Raw genomic sequence first — 22,927 nt, forward strand, 5'->3', positions numbered from 1 at the left:
AAAGTGGAGAGCGAATAGATGATGCGGAATCCCATTTTGGATTTTGAGATCGACAAGGCGAAGCTGCAGTACATCGGCCAGGGATTGCAACGCCCCGAATGCATCCTTGCGGAACGAGATGGCACGTTGTGGTCGGCGGATTCAAGAGGCGGGGTAGTTCGACTGCGTCACGATGGAACGCAGGAGATCGTTACGCAAAGGATCTCGTCGCACTTTTCCGCTGCCGACAGTGAAGCGACTCGCTATTTGACGGGGACGCTTCCAAACGGTCTCGCCTTTTCTTCGAACGGTGACATCCTGATCTCGAACTTCGGAACTGACCGTCTTGAAGTGATGACGCGCTCTGGAGAATCAAAGGTACTTGCGGACAGCATCGATGGGGAAGCCATCGGTAAGGTGAATTTCGTATTGCGGGATTCGAAGGGACGTATCTGGATCACGGTGTCAACCAGGATCAAGAACTGGATGCACGCCTTGAAGCCCGATCTCGCCGATGGCTACATTGCACGCTACATCGACGGCAAATTTCATATCGTCGCCGACGGCTTCCATTTTACGAACGAGATTCGAATGGATGCGAAGGAAGAGTATATGTACGTGGTTGAGACGACCGGCGGGTGCATAAGCCGGTTGCGCGTCCATGAGGACGGATCGCTCGGGGAGAAGGAGATCTTTGGCCCGACCAGCCTGGGTAAAGGCGCCTGGCCGGACGGCATTGCATTCGATAGTCTTGGGAACCTTTGGGGAACCTGTGTCTATTCGGACAAATTGTTCGTACTTACTCCCGAAGGCGATCTTCGAGTTCTTCTGGACGAGGGCGATCCTCTGAAGGTAGACGCGCTTGAGAAGCAGTTCTTCGCGGGCGCAGTGACGCAGGATGTGTTGTTCGCAACCGGTCGTGGTGTCGCGCCCTGGATGGCCAGCGTTACCTTTGGAGGCCCGGATCTGCAGACGGCATATATAGGGTCGCTTCGAGCGTCCAACATTCCCTACTTTCGGGCTCCTGCACCGGGTCTGCCTATGGTGCATTGGAACGAGGCTCACTAAGGACATCGGTCGGCGGACCGCTATGCAGTGGTGACAACCCCACGTTCCTGCATAGCGGTAACAGCCTCCTGGACAGCCTCGAGAGAGGTGTATCGCGGAGCATAGCCGAGCAACGTACGTGCTTTTGCGATGCTGCAGTTTGGGGAATGCGCGATGTGATCCCAGGTGGAGCGGGCATCTTTTTCGCTGACGGAGATCTTCCACTGTTCCCACGCTACGAAGGTAAGGTTTGCGGGACGGTCGAACCAGGCGGCCATGCGTTCCGCAAAGCCGCGGAGGGTCATTGCTGCCGGCGACACGACGTGAAAGCTCTCTCCCAATGCCACGCTTCTGCGGGCCATGGCACGCATGAATGCCTGCGCGACATCGTCAGCGTGAACATGGTGAACCGTCTCCATGCCTAGATTGGGCAATGCCAAATTCTTTCCGTGGGCCAGGTCGGAGAAGACAGAAGGATTGAAGTTGCCCTGGGGATTGAGGGGGTTCCATCCGATTCCGACCAGATGCCCTGGATGGAGGACGGTTGCAGGGAAAGCCTCCCGCCGCGCTTTGGATAGGAGAAACTGCTCGATGGCGAGCTTATGCAGGCCGTAGTCGCCAAAGGGAGACCGTGTTGCCTCTTCGGTCGTAGGGACTTCGCAGCTAGGGCCATGGACCCAGATGGTTCCGCAATGCAGCAGATGTTCGATTCGGCCTTGCAGGGAGAGGACCAGCTGCTCCGCGCTCTCGACCCGATAGCATGTCAGGTCAATGACGACCTGAGGGTCGAGGGAGGCTATCTTCTCGCCAAAGTTGCCAGCGGCTTCTTCCACGTCGCGATCCAGCGTGATATTGCGAATGGAATTGAAGGCAGCATGCGGCCGGTAGGGAGTCTTTAGCCCGCGACTGATACAGAGGACGGTATGGCCAGCCTCCACGAGCGCTGGAGTCAGATAGCTTCCAATGTGGCCTGTTCCACCGATTACGGCAACCCGCATGCTCAATCTCCTCAGGCTTTCAGTTTATTGTGGATGCGTCCCGCCTGTGTGTGGGGGGCTTCTCTCTTGACTACCGCTTTCCTGGCCTCATATACTTTCGCTCAAATTATGCAAGCAATATTGCGTATTACGCAAAATTTAGAATAGAAGGATGAGAGATGAGCCCCTCAGGCTTCGCTGTCGGTGAACCCAAAGTTTCCAATCGTGAGTTGATGATGCATCGGGATGAGATCTTCCAGAGCGGGCTCCTGAAGCTTCTTGCTATTAAGGATTCAGACATTCGCATTCTCACGCTCGGACAGAGCCGCGATGCGATCGACAAGGGGCTTCACGCGGGCGGAGCCCTTTCGGCGACTATTCCGCTGGTGGCCCTTTTTTACGGTGGCTTCCTTCGGCTTGATCTTACGGATCCGACCCGGACTGGGCAGGATCTGTTTACGTTGAGCAAGGGACATGCGGTCGCTGCGCTCGCCTCGATCTATGCGGAACTTGGTTATTTCGACGAGGTGGTTTTGCGGGGCTCGCGCTCGCACCACAGTATCCTCAATGGTCATCCAGGTCCTGTATTGCCCGGCATTCAGATTGCGACGGGGCCGATGGGACAGGGCATCGGAGTTGCACAGGGCTTCGCGATTGTCGGAAAACGCAATCCGCGATTCGATTCTTACTGCATGGTGGGGGACGGCGAGCTTCAGGAAGGCTCCTGCTGGGAGGCCATTATGTATGCGGCCCAGCATGGACTGGATAATTTCTGTGTGCTGGTCGACCGGAACAACGGTCAGCTGGATATTCACGATCGGATGCTCTTTCCGATGCCGCCTCTGGAAGAAGTGTTTCGCTCTTATGGATGGAACGCTTATAACGTTGACGCGACTCAGTACGATGGTGTCGTTTCGGCGCTTCGGAATTTCCGCTACGGAACGAGAAATGGCAAGCCAACGGTAATTCTATGCAACACGAAGAAGGGCTTTGGAGCCTTTTCGGATTTCTTCAATAAGCATAAGGTGACGGTACCGGAAGCGGTGCTTGCGCAGGAGCTGCTGCTGCAGCAGCAGCGCAGGGCCACTCGCGTGGAGGAGTTCCTTGCTTTCCTCGATGACCTTCCGGGTGGCGCCGAGAGCGAGTCCATGCGCGAGTGGTTGCTGAGTGAGGCCGAGAGGATGCACCTGACTGCGGGAAGATCGTCAGACGGAAATCTGCTGGACGCCGTGATTGGTCCAGTCGCGACGAAGCGGGTGCCAAAACGCGATAAGAAGATCCATTATGACGCTTCGGCGTTGCCTAAGCTGGACAAAGGTAAGAGCTATAGCGCGGCCGAGATGGTGACGGCGGCGATGAAGATCTTCGCGCGCGACAAACGAGTCGTCTCTATCGATTCGGATCTGGCGTCGACGAGCGGATTGGAGTCGGGGGTGGGGGGAGCCGACCAGTCTCGCGCTCTGAACGTAGGCGTGGCGGAGGCAAACATGATGCTGATCTCCGAAGCCTTCGCTGCACTGGGATACAACACGTGGTGCAGTACGTTTTGTCCCTTTTTCAACTGGCAGGTCCTGAGGCGTACAGCGGTTGGACATCAGGAGCGCCTGGAGGCGATTGCGGACAAGAATGGATGGCTCAGCGAAGGTCACGGCCTGGACATTACTTACCTGGCAACCGCGGCCAACTTTGAAACACGGACCAATGGCGCTACTCACATGGGGAACGACGACGCCACGACGTTCGACGGCGTAGCGCACCTGAAGATCATCGATGTCTCGTGCCCGCAACAGATGCTCTCAATCATGAAGTGGACGATGGAAGGGAATCGCGGTCTGGTTTATCTGAGGGTGATGCGGACTGGCTCTGCGGTTCTTTACGGCGCCGACTACGAATTTGACTATGGCAGAGGCTATAGGCTCCGCAGTGGGGATTCCGATCGTGCGATTCTTATCAGCAGCGGCCGTGGCGTTCACGAGGCGATTGGAGCCGCGGAGATCTGCGCAGGAAAGGGTATCGGGGTGACGGTGGTGGACATGCCTTCGGTGGATGAAGAGTTACTGATGAAGCTATATCGAACCGGCCGGCCGATGATCTTTGCGGAACAGAACAATGGCTATCTGTGGCAGAACTTCCTGAAGGTGTTGTATCGTCATCGTGCCGATGCGGACTCGAAAGGGCTGAGTCACATATCGACGATCAATACTCTGGACGCCGATGGGAATAAGCAATTTATTCACTCCGCGACCTATGAGGAGCTGGTAGAAGTCTTCGGTCTTACCCCAGCGGCCATCTCGGACGCAATTCAGCGAGTGGTGGAAGCATAGAAAGCGAGAGACTCATGTCGATCCCGATCATAGATGAGAACGCCGTTGAAGAGCTGGATCTGCCCGGACGAAAGCTGCGCTGGGTTGTCACGAATGAGAACACCGGTTCCCAATACTGCACGATGGCCATCATTCGTGTTGCCCCAGGCCAGAGGGTCCGGCCGGCTCATTCTCACCCGAACGGGGAAGAGGTGATTTACATCCTGAGCGGTCACGGAAGGGTGCTCGTCGATGGCGAGGTTGAGCCTGTGCGGTCCGGATGCGCAGTCTTGTTTCCCAAAGGAAAGGTTCACATGCTGCAGAATCTTTCGGATGTGGAGATGAAGGTGGCTTGTTTCTTCGCGCCACCGGCAAGTCTTGAGAACTATCAATTTTTTGAAGACATTGATCTTCCCGAAAACTAATAGAATCGCGTTGCCGTAGCCGCAGCTTCGCGATGGAGTTTCCCGCTGGAACGACAAGGGGATTCCGCCGATGGAAAGCCGTGGTTGGCATCGTGGGAGAGAAGGATCATCGGCGGATGAATCGACGAAACGTGCTGTTGAGAGCGATGGCTGGAGCTGTTACAAGCATGGCTCCATCGAGGAAAGCATGGTGCGCACAAACGCCACATGTCGTCAGCGCTGATCTGGCCGGTCTTGCACCGCAAAAGATCGCATCGGTAGAACTGATGGAACTGCATGGACATTATGAGTCCGAGGCAGGTGTGAACAGCCAGCGGCAGGTAAGTCCTCTGGATATTTATGAGGAACAAAGGCCTGCGCCCTACAAAGACAGTCCCGCGGGAACGAAGAACGTCAAGACGACCGCAATCTATCTGCGGATAAAAACCGCAGGCGGATTGGAAGGGCTGTACGGTCCGATCGAACGGGATCCGGCCATGGTCGTTTATGAAGATCTCCGGCCGTTCCTGATTGGAAAAGATGCGCTCGCAACGGAGCTGTTATGGGATCAGATGTATAGGTCCAATCGGCATTCACGGGACGGCTTTTTTTTGATGGCCATCAGCGCCGTTGATAATACTCTCTGGGATCTGAAGGGACGCTTCTTTGGTGTCCCTGTGTATCGTTTACTGGGCGGCCCCACGCGGGAATCCGTAGAGGTCTATGCGAGTTGTCTTGGGTTTTCTCTGGAGCCTGAAGCGGTGCGCAAGCGATGTCTCGCCCTGAAACAGGAAGGATATCGATACCAGAAGTGGTTTATCGGCTATGGCCCAGGCTCCGGCGCTGAGGGCATGGAGAAGAATGTGACGCTCGTTCGGATTCTCCGCGAGACGCTGGGCGACGATACGGAGTTAATGTTCGACGCCTTTAGCGGATGGGATCAGACTTATGCGCTGGAGTGGGCACACCAGGTCGAGCGATATCATCCGCGCTGGATGGAGGAGATCGCACATCCGGAGAAGATAGAGTCGTTCGTCAACCTTCATCGCGGCACGACAATACCTATCGCGTCAGGTGAGCACTTCTATGGCCGGTGGGAGGTGCAGCGATATCTCGAGGCGAATGCGCTCTCCGTCGTACAGGCGGACCCTGAATGGTGTGGCGGGATCTCAGAATTGCTGAAGATTGGCACCGTGGCATCGCTTTATGATGTTCCGGTTATTCCGCATGGTCATAGCATTCATGCCGCGATGCACGTGATCGCCAGCCAATCGCCGATGACATTTCCTCTTGGGGAGTACCTGATCAACAAGATGCGCCATTACTATCATTTTGAGAAGAAACCGCCGATGCCTCAGCGCGCTCACCTGGCGTTGCCGACTGAGGCCGGATTCGGGATTGAGCTGGACGCAGCAAAGATTGATTCACAAAAGGTGTTGAGTTGGTCTTAGACGAAAAAGCCTCAGGCGCAGTTCCTTCGCAGCTTCGGGGACAGTGCGCCGTGGTGCTTGGGGGAACATCGGGAATTGGCCGCTCGCTGGCCCTGGGCCTGGCGCGTCAGGGAGTCTCCGTCGTTGCATCCTCGCGGAACGAAGAATCTGTAGCGGAGGTAAGCGCCGAGATTGAGGCGCTTGGAGTGCGCACGTTGCGAATGTGTAGCGATGTCGCAGACCGTAGCTCCCTGATACGTCTTCGCGATGCGGTCCTCTCCGAATTTGGCGGCGTTCAGATTCTCGTCAACAGCGCGGGCATGACGAAGCGTATTCCGACCCTCGAGATGGACGAAGGCACGTGGCGACGCATTCTGGATGTGAATCTTACCGGTACGCTGCGTGGATGCCAGGTCTTCGGAGAGGTGATGCTCGAGAGGCGATTTGGAAGGATCGTTAATATCGCCTCTCTGGCAACGTTTGTGGCGTTCCATGAGGTCGCGGCGTATGGGGCCAGCAAGGCGGCGGTGGGGGCGCTTACTCGATCTCTTGCGGTCGAATGGGCTCCCTTCGGCGTTACCGTGAATGCAATCGCTCCCGGGGTGTTTCCCACGGAGCTGAATCGTAAGATTATCGACAGCCCGAGAGGACAGGAGCTTATTCAACGGACGCCGATGCATCGATTCGGCGCGCCGGAGGAACTGGTCCCGGCGCTGATTTATCTGGTCGGGCCAGATAGCAGCTTTACGACTGGGCAAGTTGTTGTTGTCGATGGCGGCATTCTGGCGAGTGGTGTTAACCAGTGATTGCCGAGAGTCAATGAGTTGAAACGAAAGATCGGGGTACGATCATGTCTACAGTTTCCGCACGTCTGATGAGATTTGCAGCCTTCGTTCTCTTCCTCGAGCTCACAGCATGTGTTCCCGGCTACGCGCAAAAGGCGGCTCCGAAGCAGCCTTATCAGGATTCATCTCTACCGATGGAGCGGCGCGTTGAAGACCTGGTCGGCCGGATGACGCTGGACGAAAAGGCGCAACAGCTTGTGAATACAGCCCCGGCGATTCCGCGTCTCGGGATTCCTGCTTACGATTTCTGGAGCGAGGGGTTGCACGGGGTAGCTCGTTCGGGATATGCAACGCTGTTTCCGCAAGCGATCGGGATGGCGGCTACCTTTGACGAGCCATTGATGGGGAAGATCGGCGAGACGGTATCCGTTGAGGCGCGTGCCAAGTACAACGAAGCTGTGCGGCACGATATCCACTCTATTTATTACGGATTGACGATCTGGTCGCCGAATATCAACATCTTTCGCGATCCCCGATGGGGCCGTGGGCAGGAAACCTATGGTGAGGATCCGTTTCTTACGGCCCAGTTGGGCACTGCATTCGTGAAGGGATTGCAGGGATCGGATCCTGATTACTTCAGAGCCATCGCTACTCCAAAGCATTTTGCAGTGCATAGCGGTCCGGAGAGCGATCGTCACCGTTTCAATGTTGAACCGAGTGCATACGACCTGTGGGACACCTATCTTCCCGCCTTTCGTTCAACGATCGTCGATGGTCAGGCCTACAGCATTATGTGCGCCTACAACGCGGTTGATGGGAAGCCGGCATGCGCGAGCGATCTGCTGCTACAAAAAATCTTGAGAGGAGACTGGCATTTCCAGGGTTTTGTTACCTCCGATTGCGGTGCGATCGATGATTTTTTTCATCAGAATGGACATCAATTTTCAAAAGATGGCGAACACGCATCTGTCGCGGGTATCCGCATGGGAACTGACACAAATTGCGGAGCAACCTATAAAGATCTCGCGAGTGCTGTTCGTCACGGATTGATTCGTGAGGAAGAGTTGGATGTTTCGCTCCGACGTCTCTTCCTTGCACGGTTCAGGTTGGGACTTTTTGATCCTCCAGCGCGGGTGAAGTATGCCTCGTTGCCGTTTAGCGAGAATATGTCTCCGGCTCACACGGCTCTTGCCCTGCGGGCGTCGCGCGAGGCGATGGTGCTGCTGAAGAACAACGATCATGTGCTGCCCCTAACCGGCAAAGCGCGTACCATCGCGGTGGTTGGTCCGAATGCCGCGGAACTCTCCGCTATCGAGGGCAATTACAACGCGGTTCCTAAGAATCCGTTTTTGCCGGTGGATGGTATTGCGAGCGAGTTTCGTACGGCAAAGGTTCTTTATGCCCAGGGCTCCCCTTACGCCGAAAACGCCCCGATCGTTATCCCCAGAACGCAATACCGAACGGCATCGGGATCGAGGGTCGAAGGTCTGAAGGCAGAGTATTTCGCCAACGATAAGTTTGAAGGGAAGCCTGCGCTGGTTCGAGTCGATAAACAAATCAACTTCGACTGGAACTCTGCCTCCCCTGCCCCGGCCCTTGATCCAAAGGCATTCTCGGTTCGCTGGACCGGCACCCTGCAGGCGCCCGCGCCCGGAGATTATGAGATTACTGCGGACCTGGCGCATTGCTATCCCTGCAACGACGCGGAAAGCTTTACGATCCATTTCGACAAGAAGGAATTGACGACGTTTCATGTCGGAGAGGAACGGGATCACCATGAATCCGCCACTCCTTCGGTGAAACTGCACTTCGATGACACGAAGCCGCATTCGTTTGAGGTTGCCTATTCGCATCGGGCACGGTTATTTGGAGCGGGTCTCACGTTGAAGTGGGTCGCTCCGGTTGAGCCTCTCTTGAAGCAGGCCATGGAAGTGGTAAGAGATGCAGATGTGGTCGTGGCGTTTGTCGGCCTTTCTCCTGATCTTGAAGGCGAGGAGATGAAGGTGCAGATTCCGGGCTTTGCAGGAGGAGATCGCACAGACATCACGCTTCCCGCTGCTCAACAGAAGCTTCTGGAAAGCATAAAAGAAACTGGAAAACCGCTGATCGTCGTGTTGCTTAATGGGTCCGCGCTTGCCGTTACATGGGCCCAGCAAAATGCCGACGCCATTCTGGAAGCCTGGTACCCGGGGCAGGCTGGAGCACAAGCCATTGCAGAGACCCTGAGCGGAAAGAACAATCCAGCGGGCCGCCTTCCGGTGACCTTCTATCAAAGCGTGGATGATCTTCCTTCGTTTACGGATTATTCCATGTCCAACCGCACCTACCGTTATTACAAGGGCAAGCCTCTGTATGGGTTTGGGTACGGCTTGAGTTATGCGAGTTTTGCGTACTCCAACCTGAGATTGAGCACGAGCAGTTTGACCGCTGGAGAGATGCTTAAGGTCGATGCAGAGGTGAAGAATACCGGCAAAGTACCTGGGGATGAGGTGGCGCAGCTTTATCTTGTTCCACCGCAGAATGGTCTACTGCCTAAGTATTCTCTTGAGGGGTTTCAGCGAGTTCATCTTTCTCCGGGCGAGACGCGTCACATCCAATTCACCTTGGATCCTCGGCAACTTTCCTATGTTGACAAGCAGGGAGTACGCGCCGTCCGCTCAGGGAACTATTCGATCTCTCTTGGCGGTTCGCAACCGGGTGAGGGGGAGGGCGCGACAGGTTCTTTCGCGATTACGGGAGAGAAAGAGTTACCACACTAATGAATTTGTTTATGGCGTACCAGGTGGAGATATGAAGATTACAGCCGCCAGACTGATCCTCTGTTCGCCGGATCGTAACTTTGTCACGCTCAGGGTCGAAACGGACGAGGGTATCTATGGTCTTGGAGATGCCACGCTCAACGGCAGGGAGCTTGCTGTTGCCGCCTATCTTGAGGAACACGTCCTTCCATGCCTTATAGGACGCGATCCATTTGCCATTGAAGATATCTGGCAGTATCTCTATCGTGGCGCCTATTGGAGGCGTGGCCCTGTCACCATGACAGCCATTTCTGCCGTGGATGTGGCCCTATGGGATATCAAGGGCAAAGCGTTGGGGACGCCTGTGTACAACCTCCTGGGGGGCAAGAGCAGGCAAGGAGCGCTTGTTTATGCCCATGCAAACGGTGCAGATCTCCCCAGTGCGATCGAAAGCGTGAAGAAGCATATCGATGAGGGCTACCTGGCCATTCGAGTTCAATGCGGGGTCCCAGGAACGCTTTCGAGTTATGGCGTACCGAAGGGAGATAAGCCATACGAACCGGCGGAGAGAGGCCTACCCGCCGAATCTTTGTGGTCTACCGAAAAATATCTGAACTTCGTTCCGCATTTATTTGAGGCAGTGCGAAAAGAAGTTGGCGAAGATATTCATCTGCTTCACGATGTTCATCATCGGCTTACTCCTATTGAAGCCGCCCGTCTGGGGCGTTCGCTTGAACCGTATCACCTCTTCTGGATGGAGGATCCTACGCCTGCCGAGAACCAGGATGCTTTTCGCCTGATTCGAGAGCACACCGTTACTCCTATTGCTACCGGCGAGGTGTTCAACTCATTCTGGGATGCGCATGATCTCATCCGCAATCAGTGGATCGACTATATCCGCATGACAATCGTGCACGGCGGCGGAATCACAGCGCTAAAAAAGACAGCCGATTTTGCCGCGATCTACCAGGTCAGGACCGGCTTTCATGGCGCTACGGATCTGTCGCCGGTTACGATGGCTGCGGCCCTGCATTTTGGACTTGCCATCCATAACTTCGGCATCCAGGAACATATGCCGCATACTCCGCTTACGGATCAGGTTTTTCCGCATTCCTATACCTTCGAGGCCGGTTATATGCATCCGGGAGAGGCTCCCGGCCTGGGCGTGGAGATTGACGAGAAGCTTGCGGCTCAGTTTCCCTATGCGCGGGCGTACCTTCCTATCGCACGCAAGCTTGACGGGACGGTGACCGACTGGTGAGGCTGAAGGTCTATGGTCGAACTCCCTTTACGTTCAGCTGGATGCTAAGAACGGAATCGGTTGTGGTGGCGTAGAGCACCGATCCGTCTTTGCCTCCCCAGGCAACATTGGACGTGGACTTCTCTGTGAGGATTGTGGCCAAGTGCTTGCCCTCGGATGAGATGATCCAGATTCCTCCGGGGCCACTCGCATAGAGGTTTCCCTGGGTGTCGACCTTCATTCCGTCCGGCGAGCCGCGTCGCTGATCGTCCGTTGCATCCACAAAGACTTTGCCGGAGCCGAGACTGCCATCTGGGTTTACCGGATACCGCATCCACTTCTTCGGTTCGGAGTTACTGACGTAGAGCCAATTGCTATCGGGAGACAGGGCGATGCCATTGGGACGGGGAAGATCGCGTATAAGAAGCTGCAGGCTCTCCCGTTTCGGTTCGGCTCCAGCCTTTTGCTGCACTGCATTTGGAACTCGATAGACCCCGTTGAAGCCGAGCTCTTTCTGGGGATCCTCATCGCTTTGCGTTCTCAGGCCGTAGGGAGGGTCTGTGAAGTAAAGGGACCCATCGGGGCCGTAGACTAAATCATTTGGGCTGTTGAGTTTCTTGCCTTGATAGCTATCGGCAAGAATTGTTACTTTCTCGTCAGGGTTCATCGATTCGAAGCGCATGATATTTCGTGCCGCGTGTCCGGCTACAGTCAACCTCCCCAGCCGATCGAGAGTCATTCCATTGCTCCCCGGTTCTTTCCCTCCATAGGGCTCCTGTCCGCGATAGCCACTGGGCTGCAACCATATGGAAACTTTCTCGTCGTGGTCGATCTTTCGAATGCTGTTGCTTGGGATGTCCGCGAACATGAGGTAACCCGAGTGGATCCAGACCGGTCCCTCGACCCAGGTAAACCCGGCCGCAACCCGGTGCCAGGTTGGATGCTGCGGAAGGATAGCCTCCGCAGCGGGATCGAGCCTCTCAATCCGGGCAGGATAGTCGGAAGGACTATCTTTCGATTTGTCCGTCGGGGAGGGGTTGCCGGTCCTCAAGGTTGCCAATAACAAAAAAAATCCAATCGGGGTACTTATCATTCGCAGCATCTCGCCAGCCTCCAGGGATTCATGTGTAGTTTTATCAATTTTTGTGAAAAAGGCACTCGACAATCGTGCTGTACCCGGTGCTATTATGGCTCCGTTTCAAAATCAGTCATTGCATAGTATGCAAAATAGATTGCGAAGAACGCCTTGGGCGAACAGAGTTGAGGACCCTTCGATGTTGATGTCTCTGCGATTAGCCGGTGCCGGAATTCTTATGTTGATGCCCTTTATGACGACAATGCGGGCTCAGACACCAAGTTTTACGCCGGATGGCATCTTCCAAGGATCCTCTCTTGCAGGGTGGAAGCATTTCGGCAATGCAAAATGGACAGCCTCTAACGGCGAAATTACGGGTACCGGCGACGGCCTGCTTATCTTCGATAAGCCGACGCAGGATACCGGTGTCTATCTTCAGTTTCGTTGCGAGAGCGACTGCAATGCCGGAATTTTTCTACGTCTCGAAAAAAAAGGCGACGGAATGTGCGGTGTGCTCCTCTCGATGCAACAAGAGGAGCTGGCGGCGTATCGCGTGACGCTGGACGCTACGGGGAAAGAGACAGAGCGGACCAAGCTGCGCAATGCGGGGGGGCAGATTCGGTTTGCTCCTCCTGCTCCGCCACCTGGCTCGCCGGCGGCAAGACCGTTCAGCCGGCCCGAGCTGCCTCCGATGCCTGACGGGATGGCCGCGCCGCTCGATCGTCCTGCGAAGGGCCTGCACAAGGAAGGCTGGAACGATGTTGAGGTGTTGCTGGATGCAGATATCCTTCGGGCTTTCTTCAATGACGGCGGAGACGCCGTCAGTGTCGCAACCGAAGGGATGGACGGCTTCGGACCGTTTGCCTTGTATTCCGGGGGATCGACCGTTCATTTTCGTGCTGTCGCCTACAAAGACCTTGGCAGAAAAACCTGGGGTAAGGAGGAAGTGGGCTCCGGCTTCAAGATGCAGCGGGTGAATGAGTTTTATTACGGGTGGTCTGCTGCCGCGGCCGATTTCAATCACGATGGCAAATTGGATATCGTCTCGGGACCATTCGTCTATTTTGGTCCGGACTATACGGAGTCCCGCGAGATCTACCCGGCCCAGATCGTGAATGCATCGACGAATTATTCGATGGAAGACTGGGTGGAGCACGCCTCGGACTTTACCGGCGATGGGTGGGCCGATGTTCTGACGACGAGTCACGCGGGTGGAGGCAAGGACGGCGCCGTCCTCTACGTGAATCCGAAAGGTGAATCGCGTCGCTGGGCGAAATTTACCGTCGTCGCCCCCATCGACAGCGAAGAGACCGTGCTTGCCGACATCGATGGAGATGGAAAGCAAGAGCTGGTGTATATGGGAGGCGGGTACATGTGCTATGCCAAGCCCGATCCCGCACACCCCACGGATCGCTGGGTTGTTCACAAGGTCAGCGAGCATGGACCGTGGCCGGCGCACGGTATCGGTGCCGGCGATGTAAACGGCGATGGCCGTATGGATATTGTTGGCGCTTACGGATGGTGGGAGCAGCCTGCCCAGGGAGTTGCTGAGGCCAAGTGGAAATATCATGCTGCACCTTTCGGGCGGTGGGGGCGAACCTCGGCGGGGGGAGCAAAGATTGGCGTCTATGACATCAATGGCGATGGTCTGCCGGATGTCGTGACTTCCATGCAGGCGCACGGGTGGGGAATCAGCTGGTTTGAACAGAAGAGATCTTCCGATGGGGAGATCAGTTTTGTCCCTCATGTCGTGATGGACCGCACCGCAAAGGACAGCGCAGGCGGAGTGGTCTTCACGGAGCCACACGCGTCGACGATTGCTGATGTGGACGGAGATGGGATTCCGGACTTCATCGTCGCGAAGCGTTATTGGTCGCATCTCGACGACTTCTACGACCCGGATCCATACGGTGCTCCCGTTTTGTATGTGTACCGGACCGTACGTGACAAGACGGCTCCAGGAGGAGCTCGATTTGTACCGGAATTGGTCCATAACTACTCCGGCGGAGGGTCAGATGTTCTGGCCCGTGATCTGAACGGAGACGGGGTTATGGATCTTGTGACCTCGACCCGCAGTGGAACTTACATCTTCTGGGGGACAGGAAAGACCAGAAAAGGCGGCTCAAAATGACGTTTTACTCAAGATCTTGGAGCCAGCATCAGGACGTATCGTTGTTCTTCGCGAAACCGCGCCAATTTCCACCGTCGTCAAAATATAGCTTCCAAACATCAACCGTGACAGGTATGCCTGTCCTTTTTAGGAGGTAAGAACATGCGAGTTCTCAGGCTCGTAATCCTATGCTCACTTGCTCTGTGCTTTGCGGCCCTTGGCCGGTGTCTATGGGCTCAGAGTACAACCGGTTCTGTCGTGGGCTCAATCTCTGATTCCACTGGATCTGTCATCCCAAACGCAACGATCACCTTGACCAATAATGCTACAGGTGAAAAACGAACGGTCATCACCACCGATTCAGGCGACTACCAGCTTCTTTCGATTCTGCCAGGGAGATACACCCTCACGGTTGAAGCTCAAGGATTCCGCCGCTATTCTCATGACCCGGTCGAAGTCCAGGTCGACCTCGCCACACGCGAGAATGTGGAGATGACGGTAGGTAGCGCGACCGAACAGATCACTGTAACGTCCCAGGCGCCCATTATTCAGACAGAAAACGCTGCCCTTGGACAGGTAGTGTCGGGCAAGGCGGTCACCGATATACCACTGAATGGCCGCAACGTCCTCGCTCTTGTGGGACTGGTTCCAGGCGTTGTTCCGCAGGGAAGCTCATCAGGGAATCTAACCGGCCAAAATGTATTTGCCGCGGGCAACTATCAGATTGGCGGTGGTAGCGCGAACCAGAGCGCTACACTCTACGACGGAGCCCCGGTCAACATCTCGTATGGAAACATTACGGCACTCGTTCCATCGCAGGACACAGTGCAGGAATTTCGTGTGCAGACCAACAACAATACGGCCGAATTTGGAAACTATACTGGTGGCGTCATTAACATCGCGAGTAAGTCTGGTTCCAATGCAATTCATGGCACCGTATATGAGTTTGTTCGTAACACGATCTTCAATACCACTCCATACTTCGCCAAACATAATCCGAACCAGGTTCTAGGTAAGAATCCTTATCACCAGAACCAGTTTGGAGCGAACGTCGGCTTCCCGATCATCAAAGACCGCCTCTTTGGCTTTTTTGACTATCAGGGATACCGTCAGTCTCAGCAGCGTCTGTATAACTACACGGTGCCTACCCTCAAGATGAGGCAGGGCGATTTTTCTGAGCTCTGCACTCTCAATCCGGCGACAAATCTTTGCACCGGGAATCCCGCTTCCACTGCGACCGCTGGTCAGATCTATGATCCCTGCGGAGGCAGCGTGGCGGGTGGTCAGGGATGCCCGGGATACACGGGGCAACGCACACCTTATGCCGGAAATGTTATTCCGGCCGCGCGATGGAGCGCTGTTGCCAGAAATCTTCTCAACTTTCCTTACTGGGCCGCTCCGACTGGTCCCGGCGTAACAAACAACTTTGTTCGGTATGCGGGTTCTGGAGGTAAGAACGATCAATATAACGGTCGCGTCGACTTCACCCTTAGCGACAAACAGCGCATCTTTGGAAGATACACACAGTGGAACTCAAAGAATCAAGGGTCCATGCCATATAACAATGGTCTGATTTCGGGTGATCCGATCTCTCCAGAGGCGTTCAAAACCTATCAGACTGTCATTGGAGATACCTATCTCTTCAACCCTACTTTGATCGGCGACCTTCGTCTCTCCTTCACCCGATGGAACTACGTGCGTACTCCAGGAACTCTGGGCTACGACGAAACTCAGCTCGGATTTCCCTCCTACATGGGGACAATCTCTGACCTGAATCGCGTTCCGAACTCAACAACGGTTCCAGGCATCGCCTTGTCGAATCCTACGGTCAACGGAATTGGTACCGGCTATATCTTCTCAATTAATAACAACTACGTGATTGCGCCGAATGTCACCAAGACCTTCAAAGGACACACCATCAAGGCTGGCGCTGATCTTCGGCGCCTGGAGATGAGTTATTTCCAAAACAACAGTCCTGGTGGCTCATTCCAGTTCAATCCGTTTATGTCTTCGTTTGGCAATAACGCAGCGGGCGGTCACCCGTTCGCATCGTTCCTGATGGGCTACATGGTCGATCAGGCATCGACTGCCAGCGTCGTTCAGATTGCTCCACCTACATACAGCACCATGTATTACCAGGGCTACTTCGTACAGGATAACTGGATGGTTAATTCAAAACTTACTCTGAACATCGGCCTTCGGTACGAGATTCCGGGTGTGTGGAGAGAACGTAATCAACTGATGGCGACCTTCAACCCAACGGAGGTTAATCCTGTTCTTGGAAATGTTTCCATTAATGGTCGCGCTATCACCGGCGCTTATGACTTGGTCAACTCCCCGCAGCACCCTGATAAAGGTTTGCGTGGTGAGAATTTTTCCAACTTCTCGCCGCGTCTTGGCCTTGCATTCCGACCGGACGATAAAACGGTCATTCGTGCGGGGTGGGGTAAATTTGTAATTCCAGCTTATTTGCAGTTCCCGGAATCGCCGGTGCAGTCGCCTCTTTCCTATATAACCAACAATCCTGTATCGACTCTGGATTCTGGTTTAACCCCTAACGCTACTCTGGATAACCCGCTTCCCAGCGGAATTACGCCAGCCCCTGGCCGCGATCCGAAGTATCAACAGCTTCTTCTGGGAGGCTCTGCCAACGCTCTGCAAGCGAGCGAAGATAATGGCGCCACATATCAATGGAATTTCGCGATTCAGCGGCAGCTTCCTCTGGGCATCGCTCTCGAGGCAGCATACTCCGGACTGCATGGATCCCATCTTCCTCTCAGCCGTTCTATCAATCAGGTCTCTCAGCAGTATCTGAACCAAGCTCTTACGGATTCCAACTGCGTGGGGCCGACGGCGAATCTCAATAGCAATTGCTTCCTGACGAGACGAGTAGCGAATCCTTTCAACCGCTCCTTGTTTTCCCAGGGTAACCAGCAATATGCGACCGTACAGGCAACTCAGCTCTATCGTCCCTATCCACAGTATGGCGCCATCTCAAATACTGGAAACTACGTTGGCGTAAGCAACTACAGCTCTCTCCAGATGAAGGTCGAAAAGCGCTTCTCTTCAGGAGGCGTTCTACTCGGTTCCTATACGTTCTCCAAATTGATGGCGAACGTGGAATCGTTGACCTCCTGGCTGGAGGCGACCGGTGCTCCGGGATACCAGAACATGAACGATCTTAGCCAGGAATACTCACTGTCGGGTTATGACTCACGTCAGCGCCTGACGGTCAGCTATGTCTACTTCCTTCCCTTTGGTAAGAATCAACATTGGGGTTCAGGAGTTTCAGGCTTCCTCGGCGGCCTGATCTCCGGCTACGGCGTCAACGGGGTCACTACCTTCCAGAAGGGCTTCCCGCTGGGCTTCTCGATGGCGCAGAATACGGTAAGCACGTATGCTCTGGCGGGTACGACTCGTCCAAACATCGTTCAGGGTTGCGCGAAGGCGACGTCAGGATCAATACAGTCACGACTTGGAGATAGCTCCTCCAACTTCAAGAGAATGTATGATCCTGCTTGTTTCCAGGCTCCCGGGAACTTCCGATTCGGCAACGAATCGAGAACGGATAATCAGCTTCGGGCGCCAGGAATTGCAAACTACGACCTGGCGTTGTTCAAGGACACTCACCTCACAGAACGACTGGTATTACAACTCCGTGTCGAATCGTTCAACCTGTTCAACAGGGTCCAATTCGGCGCTCCAAATACTTCGATCGGATCGGCCCAGATGGGACAGATAACCACTCAGGTCAACGATCCTCGATTACTGCAGTTGGCAGGACGTATCAACTTCTAGTAAGCGAGTGAATATGTAAAAAAGAAGGTCCGCCGACCAGATGATTGGTCGGCGGACCTTTTTAGCAGCTCTATCTTTCCTCGTCTGGGTGGTTAAAGATAAAAGTTCGCTCGCGTCACCACTGAAGAAGGACGAGTTCGGAACAGAAGGCCGGGCCCATAGCCGCGAGGATGCTATAAGAGCCAGGTTTGCCTGGGTGGACTTTGAGGTAATCTTCCATGACGGCCAGCACGGAAGCAGCCGAGAGATTTCCGACTTCACGAAGGCTCTTCCAGGATGGGGCGAGAGCATCGGGCGGGAGACCGAGCGAAGTCTGCATTGCCTCAAGAACCTTGGGGCCGCCGGAGTGGAAGATGTAGGTTGAGATGTCGTCGCGGGTGAGGTTGTTATCGGCGAGGAAGCCCTCAACATTCTGAAGAAGGTTCTCTTCCACGACGCGGGGAACGTCGGGGGAGAGAACGATCTTGAAGCCGGATTCAACGATGTCCCAACCCATAACCCGTTCCGTGTTCCGATAGAAGGTTGACCGAGTGGAAAGCACGCGGGGACCACGATTCTGGCGTCCCAACTCCGTCTCGGCCCCAGCGATGACGACAGCTGCGGCGCCGTCTCCGAAGAGACCGGAGGAGATGAGGTTCGCGATCGATTGATCATCATCCTGCCAGGTGAGGGAGCAGAGCTCGACAGAGAGAAGAAGAGCATAGTGGGTAGGAAACGCACGGACGTAATCGGAGGCGCGAGCGATACCGGCAGCTCCGGCGACACAGCCCAGACCGAAGATTGGCGTCCGCTTGATATTGACTGGGAAGGGAAGGCGGTTTATGAGGCGGGCATCGACGGTGGGACTGGAGATTCCTGTCACAGACGCGAAGAAGATTGCGGAGATATCCTCGGGGGATATTCCGGCATGATCGAGTGAACGGCAGATGGCCTGCTGCCCCAGATCGACAGCGGCCTTGATCCAGGCATCATTGGTCTTGCGAAATGTGTCGAGAGCGGGATATTGCTCGAGCGGAAAGACAGTATGACGATACTCGACGCCGCAGTTGGCGTGGAGACGGGTGAGAAGGCGCGGCTCCTCCATCTTGTGCTGCCATCGGTCGCGAAGTGCTTCGGCGATGACACTCTGATGATAGCGATTGGGAGGATAGGCTGTTCCGACAGAAGAGATGCGCATGCTTATAAAGGCCTTTGTGATCCGGTTGAAGTGATGTAAATCATTTGGGTTATAGAGTCCCCTTCAGCGTACATGCTTTGGCTGGAATCCTATGCAATAGTTTTGTCTTATGATTGAGCCGATTAGGTTTAGTGAATGAGGGCGAGTTGTCGGTCGTAGAGAGAATTCAAAGGAAACTCGCGCTTCAGATCGATCAGGATGGAGCGCGCTTCTTGAGGACGGTTTTCGCGAAGAGCCGCCACGGCAAGCATCATGCGGGCGAAGGGGGCGAGATAATGCCCCTGAGTGGCCGTTAGCTTCAGTAATCGAATTCCTTCTTCACGGCTGGTCGAGGCCCCGGTGAGATTGAGAAGCCAGCGGACAGGGGCGAATTTCAGGCTGAGCATGTAGTTTTCGACACCGGAAGCCAGATAAGCATCGTACATGTGCGGATTAGCTGCCAATGCCTGCTTCGAATATGCACTGGCCTCCTTGCTGTAATTGAGAGCGGCAAGATCTTTCTTATCGATCATAAGAGCATAGTCTGAACGCATCCCGCTTACCAGCGTTTTGACGTAAAGAGCGCGAGCATCCTGTGGATTCTGCTTAAGTGCCGTGTCGGCGAGGTTTGACGCCTGGTTGAGCCGTTCTTCGAAGGATTTGCGGATGTTCTCATCCGGAGCGAGGCGACTTCGGCTGTCAAATCGGCTCTGATTCGCAAATAACTGAACGTCGATTATCTTGAGCCGCTCGAATTCGCTGAACAACGAAGCCGCCGCATCCGAGACAGGGCCCATAGGATCTTGAGGATGTGCGGACATCCACTGCTGGAACTTAAGATGGGCGTCGGAGAAGCGCAAATTATACATGTCGCGATAGCCCTCATCGAGGGGCGTTCCAGTCAAAGGTTGACTGGCGAACGTCCACGATGCGATCCCGAACAACAGAAGAAAGATCCCAGCTACATACTGGCGGCCAGCAGGCCGGACTTTGGCGATGCGGAACAACGTGTTTACGGTCATCAGGGTCCTGTCTGAAGCTTATGCCCTCATTCGGTTTGACGAAAGGAACGAGCCTAAATCTTTGTGATCCGTGGCACTTGCAGATGTACGAGATAAATCTGCGCGCCCGTTCTTGGCCCTCTCCGTGGCATCCTCTCCGAGTTCGAGGGAGGATTCTAATCTTGAGACTGCGGAGCGACAGTGATTGTAAACAGCTTTCTTTAGGGGAGATAGGGCCAAATTTCCTATTTCGATAGGCAGATATTTGCAGCTTCCGATTAAGATTCTACTTGCAAGTTATTGATTTATATGGGATCTATTTTGGCCGGTGATCTGCACGTAAGAGATTCAAGAAACCTAAATCGATTTTCGGCCCTTAGTTTCAATTGTTTCCGCAGCAGTGTCATGGGATTCCCGAATTTGCTCGAAGGTTCAATTCAATTCCAGCCGTCAATTTCGACGGCATTTTTCCAGGAGGAAGGTTCAATGAAGCTCTTCTCGAAATTCTCTGCTCTGGCGGCGGTTCTGGTTCTCTCGACCGCGTTTGCAGCAGCAGAAACGATCTCTGTTGGTAGCTATGGCGCTTCCAATGGAAATGGTGGTTCTACACCGGCCGGTCCATTCGACAACACTGCGGTGATGTTTGGTGCGCAGCAGACATATAACATTTCTCCGGGTGGCGCGTGGTCCGGTCCTGCAGGGAACTCAAGCTGGGTATCCTACGATCCCAACTCGGGTCCAACAGGCGGTAATGTTGACCCAAACGCAACGTATACCTATACGACGAGCTTCGACGCTGAGGGTGGCGTTTACTCCGGTTCCATGATCATCATGGCCGATGACACCGCAAACGTTCTTTTGAATGGTGTCGAAATCATCTCTGCCGGCGCGCTCGGAACCAATTCGCATTGCGCGGACATTGCCCCGAACTGCACCTCGATGTTCAGCTTCGACCTGACGTCGATCACGCTTCTGGCGGGAACGAACATCCTGACTTTCAACGTGCAGCAGACGGCTCTGGTTCATCAAGGGCTTGACTTCTCCGGCAGCCTTACCAATGGCAGCCCGGTTCCTGAGCCTGGATCGCTCCTGCTGTTCGGCACGGGGCTGATCGGTTCGGCCGGCGCTCTTCTGCGTCGGATGAAGGTATCCGCTTTGAAGTAAGTCTGTCGAAACTGTTCCTTTGCGGCAGGTGCCGGGAGCCCTGCCGTGAAGGAACAGTTAGAGCAGATCCAATTGCGAGTGAGGAGAAATCTCCTCACTCATTTTTTTGTGGGGTGAAGCAGCCCGTTGCCGCTTGGAAGACGCGATAGGAGTCGAGACGGCTAAATGGCGGTTGAATTCGGAGCCAGACCGCGGGTAAAGCGATCGAGGAGATAGTTGATTGGGGCGGCGACCGGCGGCGGACACGCGTCCGAAATTACTTTGAACCGATCACGATCTTCCGGCTCGAGAATTTTGAAGATATAACCCAGCAGGATGAAGACGCCGGTTGCGATGGCGCAACCAGCCAGGAGGGCAGGAAGAGCCGCCAGTTTAGAAGTTACGAGGTAAGCAGAACAGGCTGCAAAGGCACTAATTGCACTGATCTTGAATATGAATCCCCAGGGAAGCCGGATGTCGTAGCGTCGAATCCCGATTGCCCACATGAGAACCACGGCAGTAAATTGTGCGGCACCGCTTCCAAGGCAGGCTCCAAGTGCGCCGTAAGAAGGAATCAGAAGCCACGCAACGGCGATATCGATGAACGAGGCGATGACGGTCGTGACAATGAAGTACTTCTGCTCATCTACGCTCTCAAACAGGCTCTGAATAGGACCGGAAAATGCCTTGGGAAGGCAGAGCAGCGGCGCAACAGTTGCGACGACCAGTGCTCCTACATATTGTTTGCCATAGAGTACGAGGACAACCGGCGCTGCTAGCGGAACCGCGATGATATGGATGGGAAGTGAGATCAATGCGATGTAGCGAGCTGAGGCGGCTGTCATCGAGGGAAGCCTGGAACGGTCCCGGCCATACTGCGCATACATGCTTGCACCGCTGGCGGCGGCGAAGATGGAAGGGAAGATGAGAAGACGCTCTGCAAGACTGAAGGCGACGGAGTAGAAGGAGAGTTGGCGAATATCAGGAGTGAGGTGCTTCAGGAGGAAGAGCTCAGAGCGATCCCATACGACCAACGTAAGCAGCATTCCCATTACGCTCTGGGAAGCAAAACTCATCATGCGGGCTCGCAGATCTGCGGGGGGATGAGCATGCCCACTTTTCCAGGTGAGGATGCGCCGCATGGTGGGCACGAGCCGCACAAGGCAATCGACCCATTTCATCGCAAACATTGCGAAGGCGATCCCGTTGACTCCCCAATCCAGTACGACTGCCAGCAAGGTGAGGATAAAGTATGTGGCGGTCGATGCGAGTGAGCCAGGCAGATTGGCTGAGAGGGTTTCGGAGGCGACATTGGCTTGCGCAGAGATAAAGTTGCTCATCGCCGGAAGCATGCCAAGGACCAGTAGAAGCGCGGCGATACGATATTCGGCGGGAGCGTTGTAGAAGACCCAGATGACGGCTCCGAATGTAGCGACGGCAGCGAGAAGGGTCTGAATCAGCAGAGTACGGAAGTAGATAAAACGCGCGGTCGTATAGTCGCCGCCGCCGAGATATTCGGCCATGTATTTACGGGTTGTAATGGGGATCCCGACCGAGCCGAGCTGGCTGACAATGCCAGTCAACCACGTGACGTAGATGATGTATCCCATCTTCGTCGGCCCGAGAGTCCGGGCGATGGCGATCGAGGTAATCAGCGACGTCGCAAAGCCGATAAGATTTTCCAGCCCATACCAGGCTGTGTTGCGAGCAATGGTTTTGCTATTCACACGTTTCCCTAAAA

The 22,927-nt window shown here is 54.8% G+C and carries 15 protein-coding genes; 10 read left to right on the forward strand and 5 right to left on the reverse strand.

Going from position 1 to position 22,927, the window contains the following annotated elements:
• Nucleotides 1-18: 18 nt before the first annotated feature.
• Nucleotides 19-1,047 carry an SMP-30/gluconolactonase/LRE family protein gene (locus BDD14_RS19050; protein ID WP_130420247.1) on the forward strand — a complete coding sequence of 343 codons (1,029 nt, stop codon included), beginning with the start codon at nt 19-21 and terminating at the stop codon, nt 1,045-1,047.
• 20 nt (nt 1,048-1,067) lie between these two features.
• On the opposite strand, the gene BDD14_RS19055 is transcribed toward BDD14_RS19050, so the two are convergent.
• A complete protein-coding gene (locus BDD14_RS19055; protein ID WP_130420249.1) occupies nt 1,068-2,024 on the reverse strand; it encodes an NAD-dependent epimerase/dehydratase family protein in 957 nt (318 codons plus the stop codon).
• Between the two features lie 158 nt (nt 2,025-2,182).
• Between BDD14_RS19055 and BDD14_RS19060 the strand changes: the two genes are divergently transcribed.
• The 6 genes from BDD14_RS19060 (at nt 2,183) to manD (ending at nt 10,924) form a co-directional block, all read left to right on the forward strand.
• Nucleotides 2,183-4,327: a transketolase C-terminal domain-containing protein gene (locus BDD14_RS19060; protein WP_130420251.1), complete on the forward strand. Its 2,145-nt coding sequence runs from the start codon at nt 2,183-2,185 to the stop codon at nt 4,325-4,327.
• A gap of 14 nt (nt 4,328-4,341) precedes the next feature.
• Nucleotides 4,342-4,731, forward strand: coding sequence for a cupin domain-containing protein (locus BDD14_RS19065; protein ID WP_130420253.1), 390 nt, complete (start codon nt 4,342-4,344; stop codon nt 4,729-4,731).
• 116 nt (nt 4,732-4,847) lie between these two features.
• A complete protein-coding gene (locus BDD14_RS19070; protein WP_242618058.1) occupies nt 4,848-6,161 on the forward strand; it encodes an enolase C-terminal domain-like protein in 1,314 nt (437 codons plus the stop codon).
• Nucleotides 6,152-6,946 carry an SDR family NAD(P)-dependent oxidoreductase gene (locus BDD14_RS19075; RefSeq protein WP_130420255.1) on the forward strand — a complete coding sequence of 265 codons (795 nt, stop codon included), beginning with the start codon at nt 6,152-6,154 and terminating at the stop codon, nt 6,944-6,946. The genes BDD14_RS19070 and BDD14_RS19075 overlap by 10 nt, the downstream gene beginning before the upstream one ends.
• A gap of 44 nt (nt 6,947-6,990) precedes the next feature.
• The gene (locus tag BDD14_RS19080) at nt 6,991-9,684 is read left to right on the forward strand and encodes a glycoside hydrolase family 3 C-terminal domain-containing protein (protein WP_242618059.1); all 2,694 of its coding nucleotides are present in this window, start codon (nt 6,991-6,993) and stop codon (nt 9,682-9,684) included.
• Nucleotides 9,685-9,715: 31 nt separating this feature from the next.
• Nucleotides 9,716-10,924: a D-mannonate dehydratase ManD gene (gene manD, locus BDD14_RS19085; RefSeq protein ID WP_130420257.1), complete on the forward strand. Its 1,209-nt coding sequence runs from the start codon at nt 9,716-9,718 to the stop codon at nt 10,922-10,924.
• 10 nt (nt 10,925-10,934) lie between these two features.
• Here manD and BDD14_RS19090 read toward each other — a convergent pair whose 3' ends face one another.
• Nucleotides 10,935-11,963 carry an SMP-30/gluconolactonase/LRE family protein gene (locus tag BDD14_RS19090; protein WP_242618060.1) on the reverse strand — a complete coding sequence of 343 codons (1,029 nt, stop codon included), beginning with the start codon at nt 11,961-11,963 and terminating at the stop codon, nt 10,935-10,937.
• Between the two features lie 214 nt (nt 11,964-12,177).
• Between BDD14_RS19090 and BDD14_RS19095 the strand changes: the two genes are divergently transcribed.
• Nucleotides 12,178-14,109 carry an FG-GAP-like repeat-containing protein gene (locus tag BDD14_RS19095; RefSeq protein ID WP_165420158.1) on the forward strand — a complete coding sequence of 644 codons (1,932 nt, stop codon included), beginning with the start codon at nt 12,178-12,180 and terminating at the stop codon, nt 14,107-14,109.
• Between the two features lie 141 nt (nt 14,110-14,250).
• Nucleotides 14,251-17,886 carry a TonB-dependent receptor gene (locus tag BDD14_RS19100; protein WP_130420261.1) on the forward strand — a complete coding sequence of 1,212 codons (3,636 nt, stop codon included), beginning with the start codon at nt 14,251-14,253 and terminating at the stop codon, nt 17,884-17,886.
• Nucleotides 17,887-18,001: 115 nt separating this feature from the next.
• On the opposite strand, the gene BDD14_RS19105 is transcribed toward BDD14_RS19100, so the two are convergent.
• The gene (locus BDD14_RS19105; protein ID WP_130420263.1) at nt 18,002-19,063 is read right to left on the reverse strand and encodes a type III polyketide synthase; all 1,062 of its coding nucleotides are present in this window, start codon (nt 19,061-19,063) and stop codon (nt 18,002-18,004) included.
• Nucleotides 19,064-19,191: 128 nt separating this feature from the next.
• Complete coding sequence (locus BDD14_RS19110; RefSeq protein WP_130420265.1) at nt 19,192-20,064, reverse strand: hypothetical protein; 873 nt, start codon at nt 20,062-20,064, stop codon at nt 19,192-19,194.
• 465 nt (nt 20,065-20,529) lie between these two features.
• Between BDD14_RS19110 and BDD14_RS19115 the strand changes: the two genes are divergently transcribed.
• The gene (locus BDD14_RS19115; protein ID WP_165420159.1) at nt 20,530-21,207 is read left to right on the forward strand and encodes a PEP-CTERM sorting domain-containing protein; all 678 of its coding nucleotides are present in this window, start codon (nt 20,530-20,532) and stop codon (nt 21,205-21,207) included.
• 161 nt (nt 21,208-21,368) lie between these two features.
• Here the strand turns inward: BDD14_RS19115 and BDD14_RS19120 are convergent, their stop codons facing one another.
• Nucleotides 21,369-22,913, reverse strand: coding sequence for an oligosaccharide flippase family protein (locus BDD14_RS19120; protein ID WP_165420160.1), 1,545 nt, complete (start codon nt 22,911-22,913; stop codon nt 21,369-21,371).
• Between the last annotated feature and the right edge of the window lie 14 nt (nt 22,914-22,927).

The organism is Edaphobacter modestus, from assembly GCF_004217555.1.
GTDB classification, from domain to species: domain Bacteria; phylum Acidobacteriota; class Terriglobia; order Terriglobales; family Acidobacteriaceae; genus Edaphobacter; species Edaphobacter modestus.

Coding starts and splice junctions, on each gene's coding strand:
- BDD14_RS19095 (WP_165420158.1), top strand. CDS start 12,178: ATGTTGATGTCTCTGCGATTAGCCGGTGCCGGAATTCTTATGTTGATG.
- BDD14_RS19110 (WP_130420265.1), bottom strand. CDS start 20,064: ATGACCGTAAACACGTTGTTCCGCATCGCCAAAGTCCGGCCTGCTGGC.
- BDD14_RS19060 (WP_130420251.1), top strand. CDS start 2,183: ATGAGCCCCTCAGGCTTCGCTGTCGGTGAACCCAAAGTTTCCAATCGT.
- BDD14_RS19050 (WP_130420247.1), top strand. CDS start 19: ATGATGCGGAATCCCATTTTGGATTTTGAGATCGACAAGGCGAAGCTG.
- BDD14_RS19100 (WP_130420261.1), top strand. CDS start 14,251: ATGCGAGTTCTCAGGCTCGTAATCCTATGCTCACTTGCTCTGTGCTTT.
- manD (WP_130420257.1), top strand. CDS start 9,716: ATGAAGATTACAGCCGCCAGACTGATCCTCTGTTCGCCGGATCGTAAC.
- BDD14_RS19070 (WP_242618058.1), top strand. CDS start 4,848: ATGAATCGACGAAACGTGCTGTTGAGAGCGATGGCTGGAGCTGTTACA.
- BDD14_RS19055 (WP_130420249.1), bottom strand. CDS start 2,024: ATGCGGGTTGCCGTAATCGGTGGAACAGGCCACATTGGAAGCTATCTG.
- BDD14_RS19115 (WP_165420159.1), top strand. CDS start 20,530: ATGAAGCTCTTCTCGAAATTCTCTGCTCTGGCGGCGGTTCTGGTTCTC.
- BDD14_RS19065 (WP_130420253.1), top strand. CDS start 4,342: ATGTCGATCCCGATCATAGATGAGAACGCCGTTGAAGAGCTGGATCTG.
- BDD14_RS19105 (WP_130420263.1), bottom strand. CDS start 19,063: ATGCGCATCTCTTCTGTCGGAACAGCCTATCCTCCCAATCGCTATCAT.
- BDD14_RS19080 (WP_242618059.1), top strand. CDS start 6,991: ATGTCTACAGTTTCCGCACGTCTGATGAGATTTGCAGCCTTCGTTCTC.